Below are 16,211 nucleotides of genomic sequence, written 5' to 3'. Positions count from 1 at the left end.
GGCTGATCGGCCCACCCGGGCATCAGCGCATGCGCCACTCGGGGCTGCGCTTCTCGCGGAAGGCACGAACGCCTTCCGCGAGGTCCTCGGTGGTGAACGCCAGGGCCAGTTGGGCCTGCAGCGCGTCGAGTGCCTCATGGAGCGCCAGGTCACGGGTCGCGTTGATCGCGTCCTTGCCCAGCTTCATCAGCAGCGGCGACTTGGCGGCGATCCGGTGCGCCCATGCGGCGACCTCCGCGTCGAAGTCCTCATCGGGGACGACCTTGTTGACGAACCCCAGACCACGAGCCTCGCCCGCCGTGATCAGGTCGCCCAGCATCATCAGTTCGTTGGCCTTCATCCGGTCGACGTTGCGATAGATCAGCGCGGAGATCATGAAGGGGAACGCCCCGACATTGATCTCGGGACACCCGAAACGCACCGACTCCTTGGCGATGACGAGATCGCAGGCGAGCGCGAGCCCGAACGCCCCGGCGAGGACGTCTCCGTTGGCCGCGCACACCACGGGCTTGCCCAGAGCGCCGATCAGCTTGAAGAGGCGCGGAAAGCGGTCGAGACCGGCGTACTTCTCGACGGCCGTCCTGTTGTCCGCGAACGCGTTCAGGTTCCCGCCGGAGGAGAAGATCCGCTCGTGCGAGGACGTGAGCACGACGACGCGTACGGCTCCGTCGTCCCGCGCCCGCTCCAGCGCCTCGATGAGGTCGTCGAGCAGTTCGTCACTGAGGGCGTTACGCGTCCGCGGATGATCCAGCGTGACGAAGGCGACCCCTTCCTCGTCCACCGCGTAACGAACCAACTTCTCGGCCATACGACGCCTTCCTTCCGCTTCGCTGATGCGTGTCGCGCATGTCATGTGTGTCGTGTGTGTCATGCGTACGGTCCATGCCGTCCGTACCGGGGGTCCGGTTCGCCGGGGGCGGATCGCCGGGGGGGGACGGATCGGTCAGTCCTGGGTGAGTACGACCTTCCCGAAGCCCCGTGCACTTTCGAGGTGTTCGTGCGCCGCCGCTGCCCGGTCGATGGGGAAGGACGCGTCGATCACCGGCGGTGCGATGCGGTGGCTCCGGAGCAGTGAGGTGAGCCCACCGAAGTCGCGGAGGCTGCCCAGCGTGGTCCCGAGCAGGTCGAACTGGCCGAAGTAGAAGCTCCGTACGTCCAGCGACGCCTGCTCGGCATGGGAGGCGCCGAGGACGACCAGCCGCCCACCCGGACGCAGTGCCCTCAGAGACTCCGACCACCTCCCGACCGGGTCGAGCACCAGGTCGAACCCTCTGCCGCCGGGTGACAGCCGCTTGGCCGACTCGGCCCAGCCCGTCTCCGTATGGAGGACGCCTCCGGCCGCGCCCCGCTCCCGAGCGCGCTCGATCTTCTCGGCGGAGGACGAGGTCACCACGGCCCGGGCGCCGATCCCGGTGGCCAGGGCGACCGCTGTCGTGGCCACGCCGCCACCGGCTCCGATCACCAGGAGCGACTCCCCCGCGCGGAGCCGGCCGCGGGTGAACAGCGCCCGGTAGGAGGTAAGGCCCACCAGGGGCAGAGCGGCCGCTTCGGCCCAGCTCAGCCCGGCCGGTCTGGGCACCAGGCACTCGGTGGGCACCCGTACCAGTTCGGCGTACGTGCCCGGTCGGTGGTCGCCGAGGATCTGCCAGTCGGGCCCCGGCGCGCTCTCGTCGTCACCCCACCACAGGGACGGCACGATCAGCACGTCCTCGCCCGTGTCGGTCCGGGTCCCCGCGCCGTCCGCGCCGATGACGTGCGGCAGGGGCGACCGGTACACGCCTTGCCGGACCAGTACGTCATGCCAGTTCAGCGCGCTGGCCCGAAGACGGACCACGGCCCACCCCGGCTCGGGCCGGGGATCCGGGTACTCCTCGATGCGCAGGTTCCGGGCCGCGCCGAACGTACGCAGGACAACTGCTTGCACCGCGACCTCCCTCGCCGACATCAAAGGTCAGACCTAAAGAACTATATCGAGAACAGACCTAAAGCAAGATACACTCACACGCACCGCGGCCCTGGACCCGCAGGGCTGTCACTACGGCGAGGGGACGGTCCGTGAACGGCGAACCGGCTGGCGCAGGTCTGGGACAGGTTCTCGGAATGACGTACCTGGAGCGGGACGGCGACCGGGCGGTGGTCTCCTGCGAGATCGGTCCCGAGCACCTTCAGGGTCACGGGATCGTGCACGGCGGCGTGTACTGCGCCCTCGTGGAGACCGCCGCGAGCATCGGCGCGACCCTGTGGTGGGGGGACCGGGGAAGAGTCGTCGGCACCGCCAACCAGACCGACTTCCTGCGGCCCGTCGGTTCCGGCCGGCTGACCGCCTCGGCCGTTCCCGTCCACCGGGGGCGTACGCAGCAGCTCTGGTCGGTCGAGGTGGTCGACGACGACGGGCGCCTGATAGCCCGCGGCCAGGTACGTCTCGCGAACCTGACGGTACCGGCACCCGCCAGGTGAGTCCGCGCGAGGCCACACGGGGCGCAGTGGAGGGAGAGGGCTGTCATGACGCGTAGCACCCGCGAGGGGCGAAGACGGTGAGGGCGCAGTCCCGCGAGGGGCGGCAGGGCGCCGGCTCACCGGCGCGGCCCGAGCGGCACACCGACCTCATGGACCGCGGCAGGAAAGTGCTGGAAGCAGCCGAACAGTTCACCGGCCCGGGACACGACGCGGCTCCCGACACCGCGCACGACCTGACCGCCCTGGACGGCCGGTTGGCGGTCCTGACCTCGGCGCTGAGGGAACGTCTGGCGTCGAAGGGCACCCGCCCCGACGGCCTCGAAGCGGTCGGCCTCGGCATCAGCCTGGCGGACGCTCTCGGTGTGCGCCACGAGATCCACGACCACCTGTCCCATGAGCGGCTGCGCCGACTGGACGCCATGGAAGCGGGGCTGTCCCCGCTGCGCAGACTGCGCCACCCGGACGAACTGCTGGACCGGGTCTGTGAAACGGTCCTGGACAGCTGCGGATTCGACCGGGTGATGCTGTCCCGGGTGGAGGGCTCCGTATGGCGTCCCTGGAAGAGCCGCGCGGTGACCGACCGGGAGCCCGAACGCGCCTTCCGCGAGTGGATCCGCGGCATTCCCGAGATCCGGCTGGACCATCTGACGCTGGAAAGCGAGATGGTGCGCTGCCACCGGCCGGCGCTGGTCGCCGACGGGGAGCACGACCCCCGGGTCCACCGGCCGCTCCTCGAAGCATCCGGGCTGCGTTCCTACGTCGCGGCGCCGCTCATGCCCGCCGGCCGGGTCATCGGGTTCCTCCACGCGGATCACACGTCCGCGCCGGTGACGTCCCTCGACCTCGACATCCTGTGGGCGTTCACCCGCGCTTTCGGCCGGCTCTTCGAACGCACGGTGCTGCTGGCCAGGCTCGGTGAGCAGCGCGAGAAGGTCCAGGCCGCCATGGAGACACTGGGGAACGTGCTGGGTGATCTCGCCGCCGCGGAGATCGAACTCGTACCGCGACCGTCTGTCACGGCGTCCGGTTCCAGGGCCGACCGCCCGCCCGTCCACTCCTCGTCGGCAGCCCTGGAGTCCCTGCTGACGCCGCGCGAGCTGGAGGTGCTGTCACTGATGGCCACCGGAGCCACCAACGACCGCATCGCGGAACAACTGGTCATCAGCAACGGCACCGTGAAGTCCCACGTCAAACGAATCCTGCGCAAACTCCGCGCCGAGAACCGCGGCGAGGCCATCTACGACTACCTGCACCTGACGATCGGCGACAGCTGAGCGATCGGGCGGTACCGCCCGGCAGCCCGGACAGCCTTCACAGCGCTGTCTGCGTGTCAGACGACGTGTCAGGGCACCATGTGGCGAGCAGTCCCAACATGTGGATCTTCTCCGCGGGTTCGGAGATGCTGCGGGCAATCCGTTCGGCCTCCGAGAGATCCCGCTGGGCCAGGGCTTCCACGACGATCTTCAGGGCCAGACATCGCGCCGCGGGGTCGGGGATGCCACGGGCGATACGTTCGGCTTCAGGGGGATCATGTTCGGCCACGACCCCGATGACGTCCTCCATTGCCCTTTTCCGGTCGTAGGGGTCGGAGAGGAGGCTGACAGAGTGCACCGCAGCCGCTGAATCCTTCCTGGCCAGGGTCCTGATGGTGTCTTGGATCTTCGGGGTGCTCATGGTGAGGTCGACGTCCGAGCCGTCGACCTCGGTGAGGAGTTCCACGGCACGGTCCGGAGCGACTTCCGCCCACCCTGCAGCGAGCGCGACGAGTGCGGACGCTGTCCAAACCTTGGCGAGTGTTGGCCCATCCCGCCTGAACGCATCGTTCTCGACCCAGGCGTCGAGTGCGTCGGGGCCAAGTCCGCCGCGAACGACATGTTCGACCTCGATCAGCAGGCCCCTGGCCTGTTCCGGATCGAGGCGGGCCAGCACTTCGGCGACGGCTGCCAGATCCCTGACCTGTTCAGCCGGCTGTTGCTGGGTTCGAATGAGCTGTTCGGCCTCGGCAAGCAGATCGCGACTTCGGCCGGGCGCTTTCTCCATGAGGGCTTGGGCGATGGTACACAGCGCGGGGCCCCACAGCTTGGGGTTGGGGATCGCACGTGCGATCCGTTCGGCGGCGGCCGGATCGCTCGCGGCCAGGGCCTCGGTGATGCTCTGCATCCTGTAGGAGGCGACCCCGTCCGGGGCGTTGATGACGTAGGCGATGTGCTCGGCCACACCAGGGGCGTTCTCGGCCAGGTCCCCGGCGATGAACGTCAGCGTGGACATTCGTTTCTCCGGGTCAGCATCTTCAGTCATCGCATCAACGAAGTCTTTGACAGTGTCGGGGGCATGTACGGCCATCACTGTGAGGGCTTCCCTCAACTTCAGCCACCTGCTGAAGGGGTCGGTGATGATGTCGGCGAGGATGCGTTCGGCCTCGGTCATGAGCTCCATGGCTCTGCCTGGATCAGGCTTGGCCAGGTCTGCGGAGATGCCTGCCAGCAAGGTGGCCCGTTCTTGCGGATTGCTGAGCGTACGGGCGTGGCGTTCGACCTCGGCCAACAAGTCAACGGCGTGACGGGGGGAGGTCTCGATGAGCGTCGCGGCGACACTGTGCAGCGCCCATACCCACTGCTGGGGGAAGGTGATGGTGCGGGCGACCCGCTCAGCCGCGGCGGGGGCTCTCCCCGCGGACACGCGCACGATCTGCGCCAGAGCCTGCGCTCGGCCCGTCAGGTCGGTGATGGTGTGGGCAATGCGCTCTCCCTCGGCCAGGTCGGTCCGGGCTATTGACTCGGCCAACTGTTGCAGCCTGAATTCCCGGTGCTTCCGCTTTTTTATGCTGCGGGCAAGCCGTTCGGCCCCGGCGGGGTCGTGCTTGGCCAGGCCGACAATGATCACACCGAAGTGGTCTTCGGGCTTCTCACAGGTACGGGCGGTGCGCTCGGCCTCGGTGACCAGGTCCCGCCAGCGCTGATGGAGGTCGTTGAAAGCCCGGTTGCGGAAGGCGAGGCGGCTGGCTGTGTTACGGACCCTGCTCTGTGGGAGCGGACGTTGCTTGGCCCGGAGGGAGGCCGCGATCTCGCGGTAGAGGGTGTCCAGGTCGAGGTAGGGCCCGGTGCCGGGTATCCCGCGTCGCAGGAGTGACACCATCTCGGCGGTAAAGGCGGTGTGTTGCTCTCCGGGAACCGACACGGCGGTTTTGGTCTCTGCGGCGGCAGCGATCAGGTAGGTGCCTTCGATGACGGCCTCGTCGGCAACGATGTCTGCTGGGGCGCCGCCCGCCATGCGCCCCAGGGCCCGCCCGCTGTAGCAGCAGTCGAGGACGACGACCTGACGCTCGGCGCGAGTATGGGCCAGTTGCTCTCGGACCAGACCGTAGGGGACGGCGGTGAAGGAAGCGTTCGCTTTCTCCGTACCAGTCAGAGCAAGGTGCAGCTCGGCAGCCAGCCGTGCCACCAGTCCATGACCCGCGTAGTACACCAGGAGCGTGTCCGTCGCCTCCGCGGCGGCCTGCGCGACCGGACTCATCATCTCCGCGACAGTGGCGGGGTTCGCTACCAGAACGCAGTGTTGGGTGGGCAGTCCCCAGACGTCCGGCGAACACAACAACTCCGCGAGCGCTTCAAGGTTCGCGGCGACGGCGGGTAGATCCTCCAGCGATGCATGCGTGTAACGGCTGGTCCCGATGAGTACCGCACGCGAGGCGGCCGGGTCGGGGAGCACGCCTCACCTGTCCAGCTCTCGAACGAGCCGGGCAACCGTCTCCGGCTCGGCGTCGTCAAGGACGATCGTGACTCCGCCTCGTTCGACCGTCACGGGGGTCGGCCTCCCACGGGACGCCCGCCAGGCGGTATACGCGAGACCGAAGTTCAAGACCTGGAAGTTGGTGTCGATCACCAGCTTCACGATCTCCAACGCGCCACCCATCTCGCCTGCCCGGCTCTCTCCGCCATCCGCAGACTCCAACGAGATCACGGCATGCCGGCGAATAACCGAGTCCTCTTGAAGCCACGCCAGAAACGAGCGCAGCTCGTCGTCCGCATCGTCAGCGCTGACCCGGATCACATTCGACATCAGCAGGCCTTCCTTGATGGACAATCGGCAACATACCGCGCGATCGACGGTCTTTCAGGACCTCTGACCGAACCTCGTATCCGGCCGCGTGACGGTCGGTAGGACTTGGCGCGTCGGCCTGGTGAGGCGCCAGGTCATCAAGCTGATGGCCGCCCAGGTGATGAGGGCCTGGCTGTCCTGTGGAAGTCGCTCCTGCTGCTGACAACACTTCAGTTCAGCAGAGTTGAGAGCGAACCCTCCGAAGGGACCGCACCGACCGCTGGCCCTATTTGGGGCGACGGCGGCCGGCGTGCGCGAGTTCGCCGACCGGCGCCAGTATGTGTCCGCCGTCGCCCGCGCACCACCAAACAGCTCCGCAGTCCCGCTCCGAGCCGTGGGCGCCGAGATCATGCCGGGGACACACCGGCCAGACCTGCCAGGTCCATTCGAGGAGGCTCTCCTGGATCAGGATCGCCAGGCTGGTCAGTGCCGTGGTCGGGTCGTCGCACATGTCCGGCAGGATGGGACCGCCCCAGTTGAGCCGTCCGCCGTCGGCAAGGCGGACACCGGCTCCCACCGGAAACCAGTCCTCAAGGATCTCAATCTCCGGTTCGCCCTCGATCCCGCGTGTGGACAGGTCGCGGGCCACGACCCGTAGCGCGGCGCGCAACGTCTCCAGACGCTCGGGGGCGAGGTCAAAACCGGGATCGAAGCCCATGTCGTCCAGGATGCGCCGGGCCAGGGCGGTCATCTCCGCCGGCGACACCTCGCCCGGATTGCGCTCGACAACCTCCAGAACCGCGTCGGTGCCGTGAAACCAGTCGAGCAGTTCGCAGGCGAGAGCGACGACGTCCTGCGGGTCGAGATTGCCCTCCCGCAGACCGAGGTAGACCTTGCGCGGCAACTGTTCACTGTCCGCTTCGTATTCAGCCCTGGTGTTGCTCACCGGCCCAGTATCCCGACGCTGCTCGGTTCCCCTTCGAAAGGAACCACATCGTGGAATGCACCGCTCGACGGTGTTGCGCTGCTTGTACGCCTCGCGGTCGAAGGCGGGTGGTCTACCGCCATCGCTGCCCCGGCGCATGCGGTGGCGGAGCTGGTCCGCCGGAACCGGGATCACCGTCCGGATGCCGCGCCTACGCGAGTGGTCACGGATCGCGCCGGAGGAGTAGGCCCTGTCGGCCAGGACCGTGACCGGTCGGGTGCGGGGCCGTCCTCGCCGGCGGGGAACCCGCAGGCGAGCCATGACTGCGGTGAACGCTGGTGCGTCGCCGGCCTGTCCGGCGGTGAGGTGGAAGGCAAGCGGTCGGCAGCGGCTGTCGGAGGCCAGGTGGGTCTTTGTAGTCGGTCCGCCGCGGGAGCGGCCGACGGTGTGGTCGGCCTGTTCGCCGGGCGGGGCCCCTTCTTGCAGGCCCCGGCCGCGTGCTGGTGGTCGCGCACGATCGTGGAGTCCACGGAGACGGCCCGGTTGAGGTCCTCGTCGGCATCAGCCTGGGCCATCAGCACGGTGAAGACCCGCTCCCACGTACCGTCGATCGCCCACATCCGCAGCCGGTTACAGACGCCCCGCCAGTCGCCGTACCGCTCCGGAAGATGAACCCACTGAGTGCCGGTCTGGAACGTGAAGGCGATCACCTCATGGCGATCCCGCCAACGGCCACCCCGATTCGACGTCCGGCCCGGGAGCAACAGCTCGATCCGCGCTCACTGCGCATCAGTCAACCAAACACCCTGACCAACGACCGACTGATCTAACCGAAACCGCCTAGCTGATTCTTCAGATGCCCTGACTGTTCGAGACGGCCGACTCTCCACTGCCACCACGTTGGCCACAGACATCAGGCGGATCCCTGCCGAACTCCATGACTCTGCAGAAACCCGCAAGGGCCCCGCCCACTCGCCATGACGCATAGTCAATCCATCTAGATTTACGGCAGCCGGCTGCAACGCCTGAAGAGGGCGCGGGGCGGGGCAGGAGCTGGGTGACGTCGTGTCGGTTGCCGCCAGTGAGCTCAGGCGCCTTCCAGCGGAAGGTGGTCTCGGAAGTACTCCGACTCCAACCACTCCTCCTTTACGAACAGCGGACGGGTCAGGCGCGCTGCCCCGACCTGCTGCCCGCGCAGAAGAACCCCGATATCAGTTAGGGAAAGCGAGTCATCAGGCGTGTAGAGCAGACAGTTCCCATGCTCCGCAGCGTGGTCCAGCAGGAACTGCTGGCCCTGCTCCGGATCGCTTCCCGCCAGCGGGAAGCCAGACAGGAAGACCTGCGGACCGGTGACCGCATCCAGTGCAACACAGGCGAGCTTGCCCGCGTCGTAGAACGCTTTCACCCCACCCGGGAAGTCCTCCTGCGCATACGGACCGCCAGCCCATTCCTGTGGTCCAGGGGCCAAAAGCGCCTGGGCGACCTCGGCTGGAGACATCCCGAACTGCAAGGGACCTACCCCTGCTCCCGACCGCAGCTCCCAGCACTCCCGTTCCGCATCCACGCCCATCCATCCACTCCTACGTTCCGACCGGTTCGGACCAAGCCGCGCACACAAGGCCATGGGACAAGGTGCCAACTCAGCTGTACAAGTGCCAACAGGCTTGCTGCTATCGGCCGGAGTCATTCTGAAACGATCAGTAAGGCGTCCAAGGCAGGCACTTGGCAATGACGCCCCGGGTTGTCTCCGGTCAGCAGTGCCGCACCCGCCAGGACGCGCCCAAGTGCTACCAGTGGGTCAGGTCGAACACTTCCGAGCAATATGGGTCCACCGCGTCCGAGGGGTTGTATTTCAACTGATCGTCGACGACGAGCGAGGGAAGGGCGGCAGCCAGACTGGTGATGCCCACGGCCACGGCTCCTTCTTCATCGCGAAGCGACACGTCGAGACCGACCACGCCCGACAGCCCCTCACCGGTCGCGTAGACACGCGCGATGTACTGGTCGAGGAGAAGAAAACCACACACGCCCAGCTTCCCGGCGGACTCGGATTCTCCGGGCGGGACGATCCCTGCGACGGCCGCGTGAAGAGCGTCCGTGAGATCGAGTTCCGGACCAGCCTCCAAGAGCCGCGACAGCTCCTCCGTACCCACGACAGGGATGCCGTGCCCGTCGCGGTCGCCATCGCCATCGCCATCACGGTCGGGGTCCGCTGCCGGCCCCGGAACGTCGGGCTCCTGCCGCCTCCGCACGGCCTGCCGCAGAGCAGCGGCCAGTACGGAGGCGGGGATGTTGTCACCGTGCCGGTCCACGAGCGGCAGGTCGTAGGCCACCGAAGTCCCGATTCCATGGCCGTCCCAGACGACCACTCTCCCCACGGCTCGCCCGTCACGGACGGGAAGCACACCTCGGACGAGAGGGCCGCCCCCCAGAGGGATCGCCGTGAACCGCAGCACACCCCGGACGAGAGCGGCTTGCAGCCGTACCACTCCTGCGTTGTCCCACCGTTGCATCGGCACCGGCTCCTGACTGTCGCCGGAGAACTGTGACGTCATGTCTCGTTCACCGCATCGGGGCACTTGTTGCCCTCGCCGTCCTTGCTGCCGAACTGCACCACGCTCCAGTGACTGGCGCGGGCGCTGGCGTCGGCCCGCGGAGCAGCCGGACTCGGCTGGGGCGAATCCACTGTCAACCCCTCGGCCTCGGCGCGAGCCACGCCGAACGGCTGCGCGTACCCCTTGTCGGACATCACGCGCAGACCTTGTGGAACTGACGGGGCCGTTCGCGATGATGCAGAAGTGACAAATGCGGAGGCCATCAGGGTGCCCGCGACGACAGCCGAACAGACCACGGCATTCATGTAGGTGCGCAACAGCTGTCCTCTGCGTAGCTAAACGACGCTTGGGGCAGGGTGACAGTGCTTCTGTCAGTGGTCCATTCCATCGTGGGCCCAGCACCATGACCAGCAATACGCCGACTATTCACCCGTAATCGGTAAGAACGTTCTGCCGACCGTGATGGCCTTGGCCAGCACTGCCCGGGCCTAGATCACCGGTGGAACAGATGCGCAGTGCGCCTCGTCGGCCCGGGCGGTTTCGTTTGGATCAGCGGGCTGACCAGAAGTAGGCGCCCGCGATGTGAAGTCCGGCGAGGTGGGTGGTCGCGGTCTTCTCGTAGCAGGTGCCAATGCCGCTCCACTGCTTCAAACGGTTGATGCACCGCTCGACGGTGTTGTGCTGTTTGTACGCCTTGCGGTCGAAAGCCGGCGGTCTGCCGCCAGCTCGTCCGCGTCGCCGCCGGCTGGCCTGCTGGTCGGCCCGTTCCGGAATCACCGCGCCGATGCCGCGACTACGCAGGTGGCCGCGGATCGCGCGGGAGGAATACGCCTTGTCGGCCAGGACCAGGTCCGGCTTGGTGCGAGGCCGCCCAAAGGGGCGGGGAGCATCGCCGGCCTGACCGACGGTGAGGACGAACGCCAGCAGCCGGCACCGGCCGTCGGCCACGACATGAATCTTCGTGGTCGGTCCGCCACGGGACCGGCCGACGGCGTGGTCGGCCGGTTCGCCAGGCCAGGCCCCTTTTTGCGGGCCCCGGCCGCGTGCCGGTAGGCGCGCACGATCGTGGAGTCCACGGAGACGGCCCGGTTGAGGTCCTCGTCGGCATCAGCCTGGGCCATCAGCGCGGTGAAGACCCGCTCCCACGCACCCGTCGATCGCCCACATCCGCAGCCGGTGTAGAAGCCTCGCCAGTTCCCGTACCCCTCCGGAAGATGAACCCACTAAGTGCCGGTCTGGAACGTGAAGGCGATCACGTCGATCACCTCACGATGGCCCCGCCAACGGCCACCCCGCTTCGACGCCCGGTCCGGGAGCAACGGCTCAATCCGCGCCCACCGCGCATCAGTCAACGACACACCCGGACCAACGACCGGCTGATCCAAACGAAATGACCTAGCCGCAGGTGCCCTCGATGGCCCAGGCGTTGTCGATCTCGTCGGTCGTGCCGAGATGGGTCTCGCCCGGCGGGACGCACCTCTTGATGTCGGTCGGCCACCAGTCGATGTCGACCTGAATCTTGACCCAGGTGCTGCCGCAGTGCCCGTAGTACGAATCTGTCTGCGTCTCGTAGTAGCCGCAGGCCTTGACCCCCATCTCTGCGGCGGCTTTCCCCTCGGGCGCGGCGTGGGCATTTCCGGAGAGCACAGTGCTCGCGACGAGGACGGCGCTGAACGCGGCTGCGGCGATGCGGAGCTTGCTTGCGGTTTTCTGCATGGAAGGACTCCTCAGTTGTGTGAGTCGGCGGAAGGAGGCGACTTCGGCTGGTGGAAAGGTGTCTTGCCTGCGGGCGGTTGTCGGCGTGCGAGGTGCAAGGCGGCACTCGCGCCGCCCGGCTCACGGACAAAGGCCGCCGGCTGCCGCGGTGTCGGGCACACCGCGGTCCGCCCATCGACCGGGATGGCGTGTCCGGCGATCGGGGCAGCGCTCAAACACTCACACGGCGGTGTCATTACTGTCAGCACCCGGGGCCGTACAAGATCCCTGTCCGTCGATAACGTCGACCTTATGGGTGCAGGCGGGCAGGAGCTGACACCGGTTCAGGCCTGCGAAGCCAGCGGAACCGAGCCTGAACCAGCCGCGGCTCTCCCTCGCGCCGAGCAAGAAACGCGGGTGCTCACATACTCATGCAGCACCGGCGGCGACGCACGACTCGGGGTAACCAAATTTGGCTAGCACGCCCCAGGCGGAGTACGTTTCCCGCAGTAGACAAATTTGGCTACTCGGGCGGAAGGGGTTGGATGAAACCGCTACGACTTCTGGTCCTGGGGGCACTACGCAGGCGCGGTCGCGCACACGGCTATCAGATCCGCGCGGATCTGGAGTCCTGGGGCGCACATGAGTGGTCCACCGCCACATCGGGTTCGGTGTATCACGCGCTCAAGAGCATGGCCGGACAGGGCCTGTTGGAGGCGACGTTCGACGCGGATCCCTCGGCCGCCGGGGGCCCGCCGAGAATCGAATACGAGCTGACGGAGAAGGGTGAGCAGGAGTACCTCAGCCTCCTGCGCCGGGCCTTGGCCGACCGCGAGCCGAGGCTGGACGTCCTGTGTGCTGCGGTGGGCCTGATCGAGGACCTGCCCCGGGGACAGGCTCTGCAGGTCCTGCGCACCCGAGCCGACGCGATGCGCGACTGGCGCACCAGCATCACCGCACACCTGCCCGCGGACACGGAGCTGGACGCCTGGGGCCCGGTGGGCGAGGTCATCTCGCTGTGGCTGGCGACCGCCGATACCGGTGCCCAGTGGACCCGGCGGCTGATCCACCGCCTGGAAGAGGGCGATTTCAGCATGGCCGGCGAGCCCGGTTCCCCCACCCGCCACCCCGCACAGCCGGCCGAGTAGCAGCCGAGAACATCGGCGAAACCCTCCCTTCGAGACCCTCCCTTCGAGACGGAGCAATGTCATGGCCCACGAGATAACCGTCCCGCTGCTTCCGTGCGCATCCATCGACGAGATCGTCGAGTTCTACACGATGCTCGGCTTCACACGGACCTACTACCAGGTCCGCCCGAACCCGTGCGTGGGCCTGCAGCGAGAAGACCTCCAGCTGCAGTTCTTCGGCATGCCAGGCTTCAGGCCCGAGGACTCCTACGGCAGTTGTGTGGTCATCGTGCCCGACACCCAGCAGCTCTTCGAGGCATTCGCCGCGGGCATGCGCGCGGCGCACGGGAAGCTCCTGGTCTCCGGGATCCCGCGGATGACCCGTCCGCGGAAACGCAAGAACGCCGACCACCAGTCCGGGTTCACGGTCATCGACCCCGGCGGGAACTGGATCCGGATCTTCCCGTCCCCGGGTACCGGCGGCACCGGTGCGCCCGCGGTCGGCAAGCTGGCCAAGGCGCTGGAGAACGCCGTCGTGCTCGGTGACTCCAAGGGCGACAATCAGCAGGCGGCGAAGATCCTGGACGCCACGCTGGCCCGGGAGCAGGATGGCGCACCTGCCGCCGAACTGGTCGAGGCGTTGGCCTACCGCGCCGAACTCGCCGTCCGCGTCGATGACACCACCGCCGCGATCGATGCCCTCACCCGTGCCCGCGCCATCCCCCTCACCAAGGCCGAACGCAGCGAACTCACCGCGCACTTGGCGAGCCTCGAAGACCTGGAGGCCGTCGTCGGACTCGCGCCCTAGTGTCCTGAGTCAGGAAGTCGGTTCGGATATCCGGCGAGGCGTTCGATGATCTCGTCTGCGGCCTTCGTCCTGAGCGCATCGGCAAAGGCAACGGCACCAGCCTCACCGGAGCCACCCGTGCGCAGAAGACCGCTCAACGCCGCGGTCGGTCGACCAACTCGGTGGCACGTTCGGCAAGGCGGCAGCCGTTCACGCGCTCGCCGCCGTTGTGGGAAGGGGCATGCTCGCCTGCCTCACGCCACGCGCGGTGCAGTACCTCTTCCGCCAGCGCCTCGACACCACCGCCACGGCCCACCTGCGGAGCGCCCGACTCGCCTACGTCCACACAGAGCTGACCCACACCGACCCGGCCTCCCGCTGCCCCCTACCCCGTCGCGATCACGCCCCACACACGAAGAGGCCCCTGCTCATCGAACAGAGACTCCCTTTGCCGCGACGCACTCATACCCGAACGGCCCGCCGGCAGCTCTGCTTCCGGCGGGCCGTTCTCACGCGTTCTCACGCGTCCGTACGTATCAATCGCGTCCGTACGTGCCAGCGTTCGGTGGGCGACCCTTCGGTCACTTCCCGTAGTACGCGTTGTAGATCGAGATCGTCGACTTGTTGCCCTTCTTGTCGGCGATCTTGGCGTGGAACGAGATCCCCTTGCCCTTGGCCGGGTTGGTGATCGCGATCTTGCCGTTCTTGACGGTGACCTTCTTCCAGGTCTGGCCGTAGTCGTACGACACGTACACGGCGAGGGACTTCAGGTTCGAGCCCGCCGCCGAGCCCTGGACGGTCACCGGGACGGAGACCTTCTTGTCCGCCGGAGCCCTGCTGTCCAGGCCGACGGCCGCGTCGAAGCGGACCGAGGACGCGGGCAGCTTGGCCAGGTCGGCCTTCTTGGAGCGGAAGGTCCAGCTGGCGTCGACGCGGGTGGAGGCCGCGGCGACCTTGACACTCCGCTTGACCGAGGTCGTCAGCTTGTACGTGGCATCACCGGCCGGAACCTTGAAGATGCCGTCCCCGACCAGCGGGTCGCTGTTGGAGCCGACCTTGGCGCCGTTGCGGTAGAGGGTCGTGGTGACCGACGAGTAGAGCGAGGAACCGGCGTGGGTCTTGCCGTCGGCGAACAGCGGCAGGTAGCCGTAGATACCGTTGCCCTCGCGGTAGAGGCCGAGGTCTGAGCCGGTGCGCGGGCCGAAGACCGCCGTGTTGAAGGTCTTCTTGTAGCTCGTGGCGGCCTTGAAGGTCTGCGGGGCGCCGAGGGTGTAGAAGGCCTCGACGATCGGGGAGCCGGACTCGTCGAGGCCGCCGTGCTGCTCGAAGTCGAGTTTCCACTTCGCCCCGCCCGCGGTGGACAGGCGCAGCGTGCGCGTGCCGGGCAGCTTCTGCTGGACCCCGGGCGCAAAGGTGCTCGTACTGCCGGGCAGCTCGCCCCAGGCGTAGATCACGCCCTTCTTGCCGCTCGCCGAGGCGCCCAGACCGGTCTTCACCGTGGCCAGTTCACTCGCCTTGTAGTGCTTGGTGTAGCCGGTGGCGACCTGCTTGACCTTGCCGCCGGCGAGGGTGTCGTACTCCTCGGCGGGCTTGACCCAGTGACCGCCCCACTGCTGGTACAGGCTGCCGTCGGTGATCTGCGGACCGGCGTGCACGGTACGGAAGTTGGCGTATGAGTCCAGCCACCAGCCGTACGAGTTGCTGCCGTCCGGCACGCCGACGGTGTACATCGGCGTAGCGACCTCCGACTTGGCCGCCGCGTCGGGCACGGTGATGTCCACCGGCTTCGTGGTCCGCGCATCCACCGTGATCGTGGCCTTCTTGGTGATGCTCAGCTTCGGCTGCGTCACCCAGTCAAGGCCCTTGGCGGGGTCCTCCGGGTCGACGAAGACGCCCGAGTTGAAGATGTAACCGCCCTTGGGGACACGGACCTTGACGGTGCCGGACGCGTCGTAGGGCGCATACCAATTGCCCTGGGCGAGGCCGGTGACACCGTCCAGGCTGCTGCTGTAGTACTGCGCCGGGTTGCCGTCGCGGCCGATGAACTTGAGCGTGACGTCGTACGACTCCACCTCGCGCTGCACCGCAGCCCCCGTGCGTACGCTCTGGCCGCCGCCGGTCGCCGTCACGTACGCGGAGTAGGCGCCGTCGAGCGTGCCGCCCAGTTTGCTGTTGGCCGTGAGGTCGGCAGAAGCCGTGCCGCCCGCCGGGACGGTGAGCGTCTTGGCGCCGAGCGTGAAGAAACCGGCCGGAGCGGCCTGTCCCTTGGGGTCGGTGGCCGCCACCGTCAAGCTCAGCGTGACGTCCGTCTTGCCGAGGTTGCGGTACGTGACCTTCCTGGTGACCGGGGTGTCGTCGGTGTGCGGCCACTGCTGGACGCCGAAGCTCACCGACGACGGCTCGGCGACCACGCTCTGCTTGATGGCCTTGTCGACCTGGATGCGGCCCGAACCCTGCTGGAACGGCGTGTACGCGCCGCCCTTCGCGGAGCCGGTCAGCGCGCCCTTCAGCTCGGCGTACGTCCAGTCGGGATGCTGCTGCTTGAGGATCGCCGCGGCGCCCGCGACATGCGGAGTGGCCATCGACGTACCCGAGATCGTCACATAACCGGCCGGCTTCTCGCCGAC

14 protein-coding genes and 2 pseudogenes are annotated in these 16,211 nt (G+C 67.6%); 4 read left to right on the top strand and 12 right to left on the bottom strand.

Annotated features, from left to right (window positions below; translation table 11 throughout):
- Positions 1–22 precede the first annotated feature (22 nt).
- Positions 23–808, bottom strand: coding sequence for an enoyl-CoA hydratase/isomerase family protein (locus ACZ60E_RS33770; protein ID WP_469445435.1), 786 nt, complete (start codon positions 806–808; stop codon positions 23–25).
- 135 nt (positions 809–943) lie between these two features.
- Positions 944–1,924: a zinc-binding dehydrogenase gene (locus ACZ60E_RS33765; RefSeq protein WP_469445433.1), complete on the bottom strand. Its 981-nt coding sequence runs from the start codon at positions 1,922–1,924 to the stop codon at positions 944–946.
- A 176-nt stretch (positions 1,925–2,100) separates the two neighbouring features.
- Here ACZ60E_RS33765 and ACZ60E_RS33760 point away from each other — a divergent pair, with 176 nt between their 5' ends.
- Together ACZ60E_RS33760 and ACZ60E_RS33755 are read left to right on the top strand one after the other, a co-directional pair.
- The gene (locus ACZ60E_RS33760; protein WP_469445432.1) at positions 2,101–2,457 is read left to right on the top strand and encodes a PaaI family thioesterase; all 357 of its coding nucleotides are present in this window, start codon (positions 2,101–2,103) and stop codon (positions 2,455–2,457) included.
- A gap of 77 nt (positions 2,458–2,534) precedes the next feature.
- Complete coding sequence (locus ACZ60E_RS33755; protein WP_469445429.1) at positions 2,535–3,731, top strand: LuxR C-terminal-related transcriptional regulator; 1,197 nt, start codon at positions 2,535–2,537, stop codon at positions 3,729–3,731.
- 37 nt (positions 3,732–3,768) lie between these two features.
- Here the strand turns inward: ACZ60E_RS33755 and ACZ60E_RS33750 are convergent, their stop codons facing one another.
- The 9 genes and pseudogenes from ACZ60E_RS33750 to ACZ60E_RS33710 all read right to left on the bottom strand — a co-directional run bounded on the left by ACZ60E_RS33750 (position 3,769) and on the right by ACZ60E_RS33710 (position 11,691).
- The gene (locus ACZ60E_RS33750) at positions 3,769–6,165 is read right to left on the bottom strand and encodes a caspase family protein (RefSeq protein ID WP_469445427.1); all 2,397 of its coding nucleotides are present in this window, start codon (positions 6,163–6,165) and stop codon (positions 3,769–3,771) included.
- A 3-nt stretch (positions 6,166–6,168) separates the two neighbouring features.
- On the bottom strand, positions 6,169–6,516 hold the full coding sequence (locus tag ACZ60E_RS33745; protein ID WP_469445426.1) for an effector-associated constant component EACC1: 348 nt from the start codon (positions 6,514–6,516) through the stop codon (positions 6,169–6,171).
- 265 nt (positions 6,517–6,781) lie between these two features.
- On the bottom strand, positions 6,782–7,441 hold the full coding sequence (locus tag ACZ60E_RS33740) for a hypothetical protein (protein ID WP_469445766.1): 660 nt from the start codon (positions 7,439–7,441) through the stop codon (positions 6,782–6,784).
- A 9-nt stretch (positions 7,442–7,450) separates the two neighbouring features.
- Positions 7,451–8,193, bottom strand: a pseudogene (locus ACZ60E_RS33735) (IS5 family transposase); the annotation flags it as partial.
- A gap of 314 nt (positions 8,194–8,507) precedes the next feature.
- Positions 8,508–8,825 carry a hypothetical protein gene (locus ACZ60E_RS33730; protein ID WP_469445423.1) on the bottom strand — a complete coding sequence of 106 codons (318 nt, stop codon included), beginning with the start codon at positions 8,823–8,825 and terminating at the stop codon, positions 8,508–8,510.
- A 382-nt stretch (positions 8,826–9,207) separates the two neighbouring features.
- Positions 9,208–9,753 carry a hypothetical protein gene (locus tag ACZ60E_RS33725; RefSeq protein WP_469445421.1) on the bottom strand — a complete coding sequence of 182 codons (546 nt, stop codon included), beginning with the start codon at positions 9,751–9,753 and terminating at the stop codon, positions 9,208–9,210.
- A 218-nt stretch (positions 9,754–9,971) separates the two neighbouring features.
- A complete protein-coding gene (locus tag ACZ60E_RS33720; protein WP_469445417.1) occupies positions 9,972–10,292 on the bottom strand; it encodes a hypothetical protein in 321 nt (106 codons plus the stop codon).
- Positions 10,293–10,524: 232 nt separating this feature from the next.
- Positions 10,525–11,360, bottom strand: a pseudogene (locus tag ACZ60E_RS33715) (IS5 family transposase).
- A 10-nt stretch (positions 11,361–11,370) separates the two neighbouring features.
- The gene (locus ACZ60E_RS33710) at positions 11,371–11,691 is read right to left on the bottom strand and encodes a DUF6355 family natural product biosynthesis protein (RefSeq protein WP_469445415.1); all 321 of its coding nucleotides are present in this window, start codon (positions 11,689–11,691) and stop codon (positions 11,371–11,373) included.
- Between the two features lie 524 nt (positions 11,692–12,215).
- Here ACZ60E_RS33710 and ACZ60E_RS33705 point away from each other — a divergent pair.
- Both ACZ60E_RS33705 and ACZ60E_RS33700 read left to right on the top strand, forming a co-directional pair.
- Positions 12,216–12,818, top strand: a complete 603-nt coding sequence (locus ACZ60E_RS33705; RefSeq protein WP_469445413.1) for a PadR family transcriptional regulator — start codon at positions 12,216–12,218, stop codon at positions 12,816–12,818.
- A 61-nt stretch (positions 12,819–12,879) separates the two neighbouring features.
- Complete coding sequence (locus tag ACZ60E_RS33700) at positions 12,880–13,605, top strand: VOC family protein (RefSeq protein WP_469445411.1); 726 nt, start codon at positions 12,880–12,882, stop codon at positions 13,603–13,605.
- A 560-nt stretch (positions 13,606–14,165) separates the two neighbouring features.
- Here ACZ60E_RS33700 and ACZ60E_RS33695 read toward each other — a convergent pair.
- Positions 14,166–16,211 (bottom strand): S8 family serine peptidase (locus ACZ60E_RS33695; protein ID WP_469445409.1); only part of this gene is annotated, 2,046 nt, incomplete at its 5' end.

Source organism: Streptomyces sp. NPDC102514 (assembly GCF_055584525.1).
This window is presented reverse-complemented; position numbering and strand designations above follow the sequence as displayed.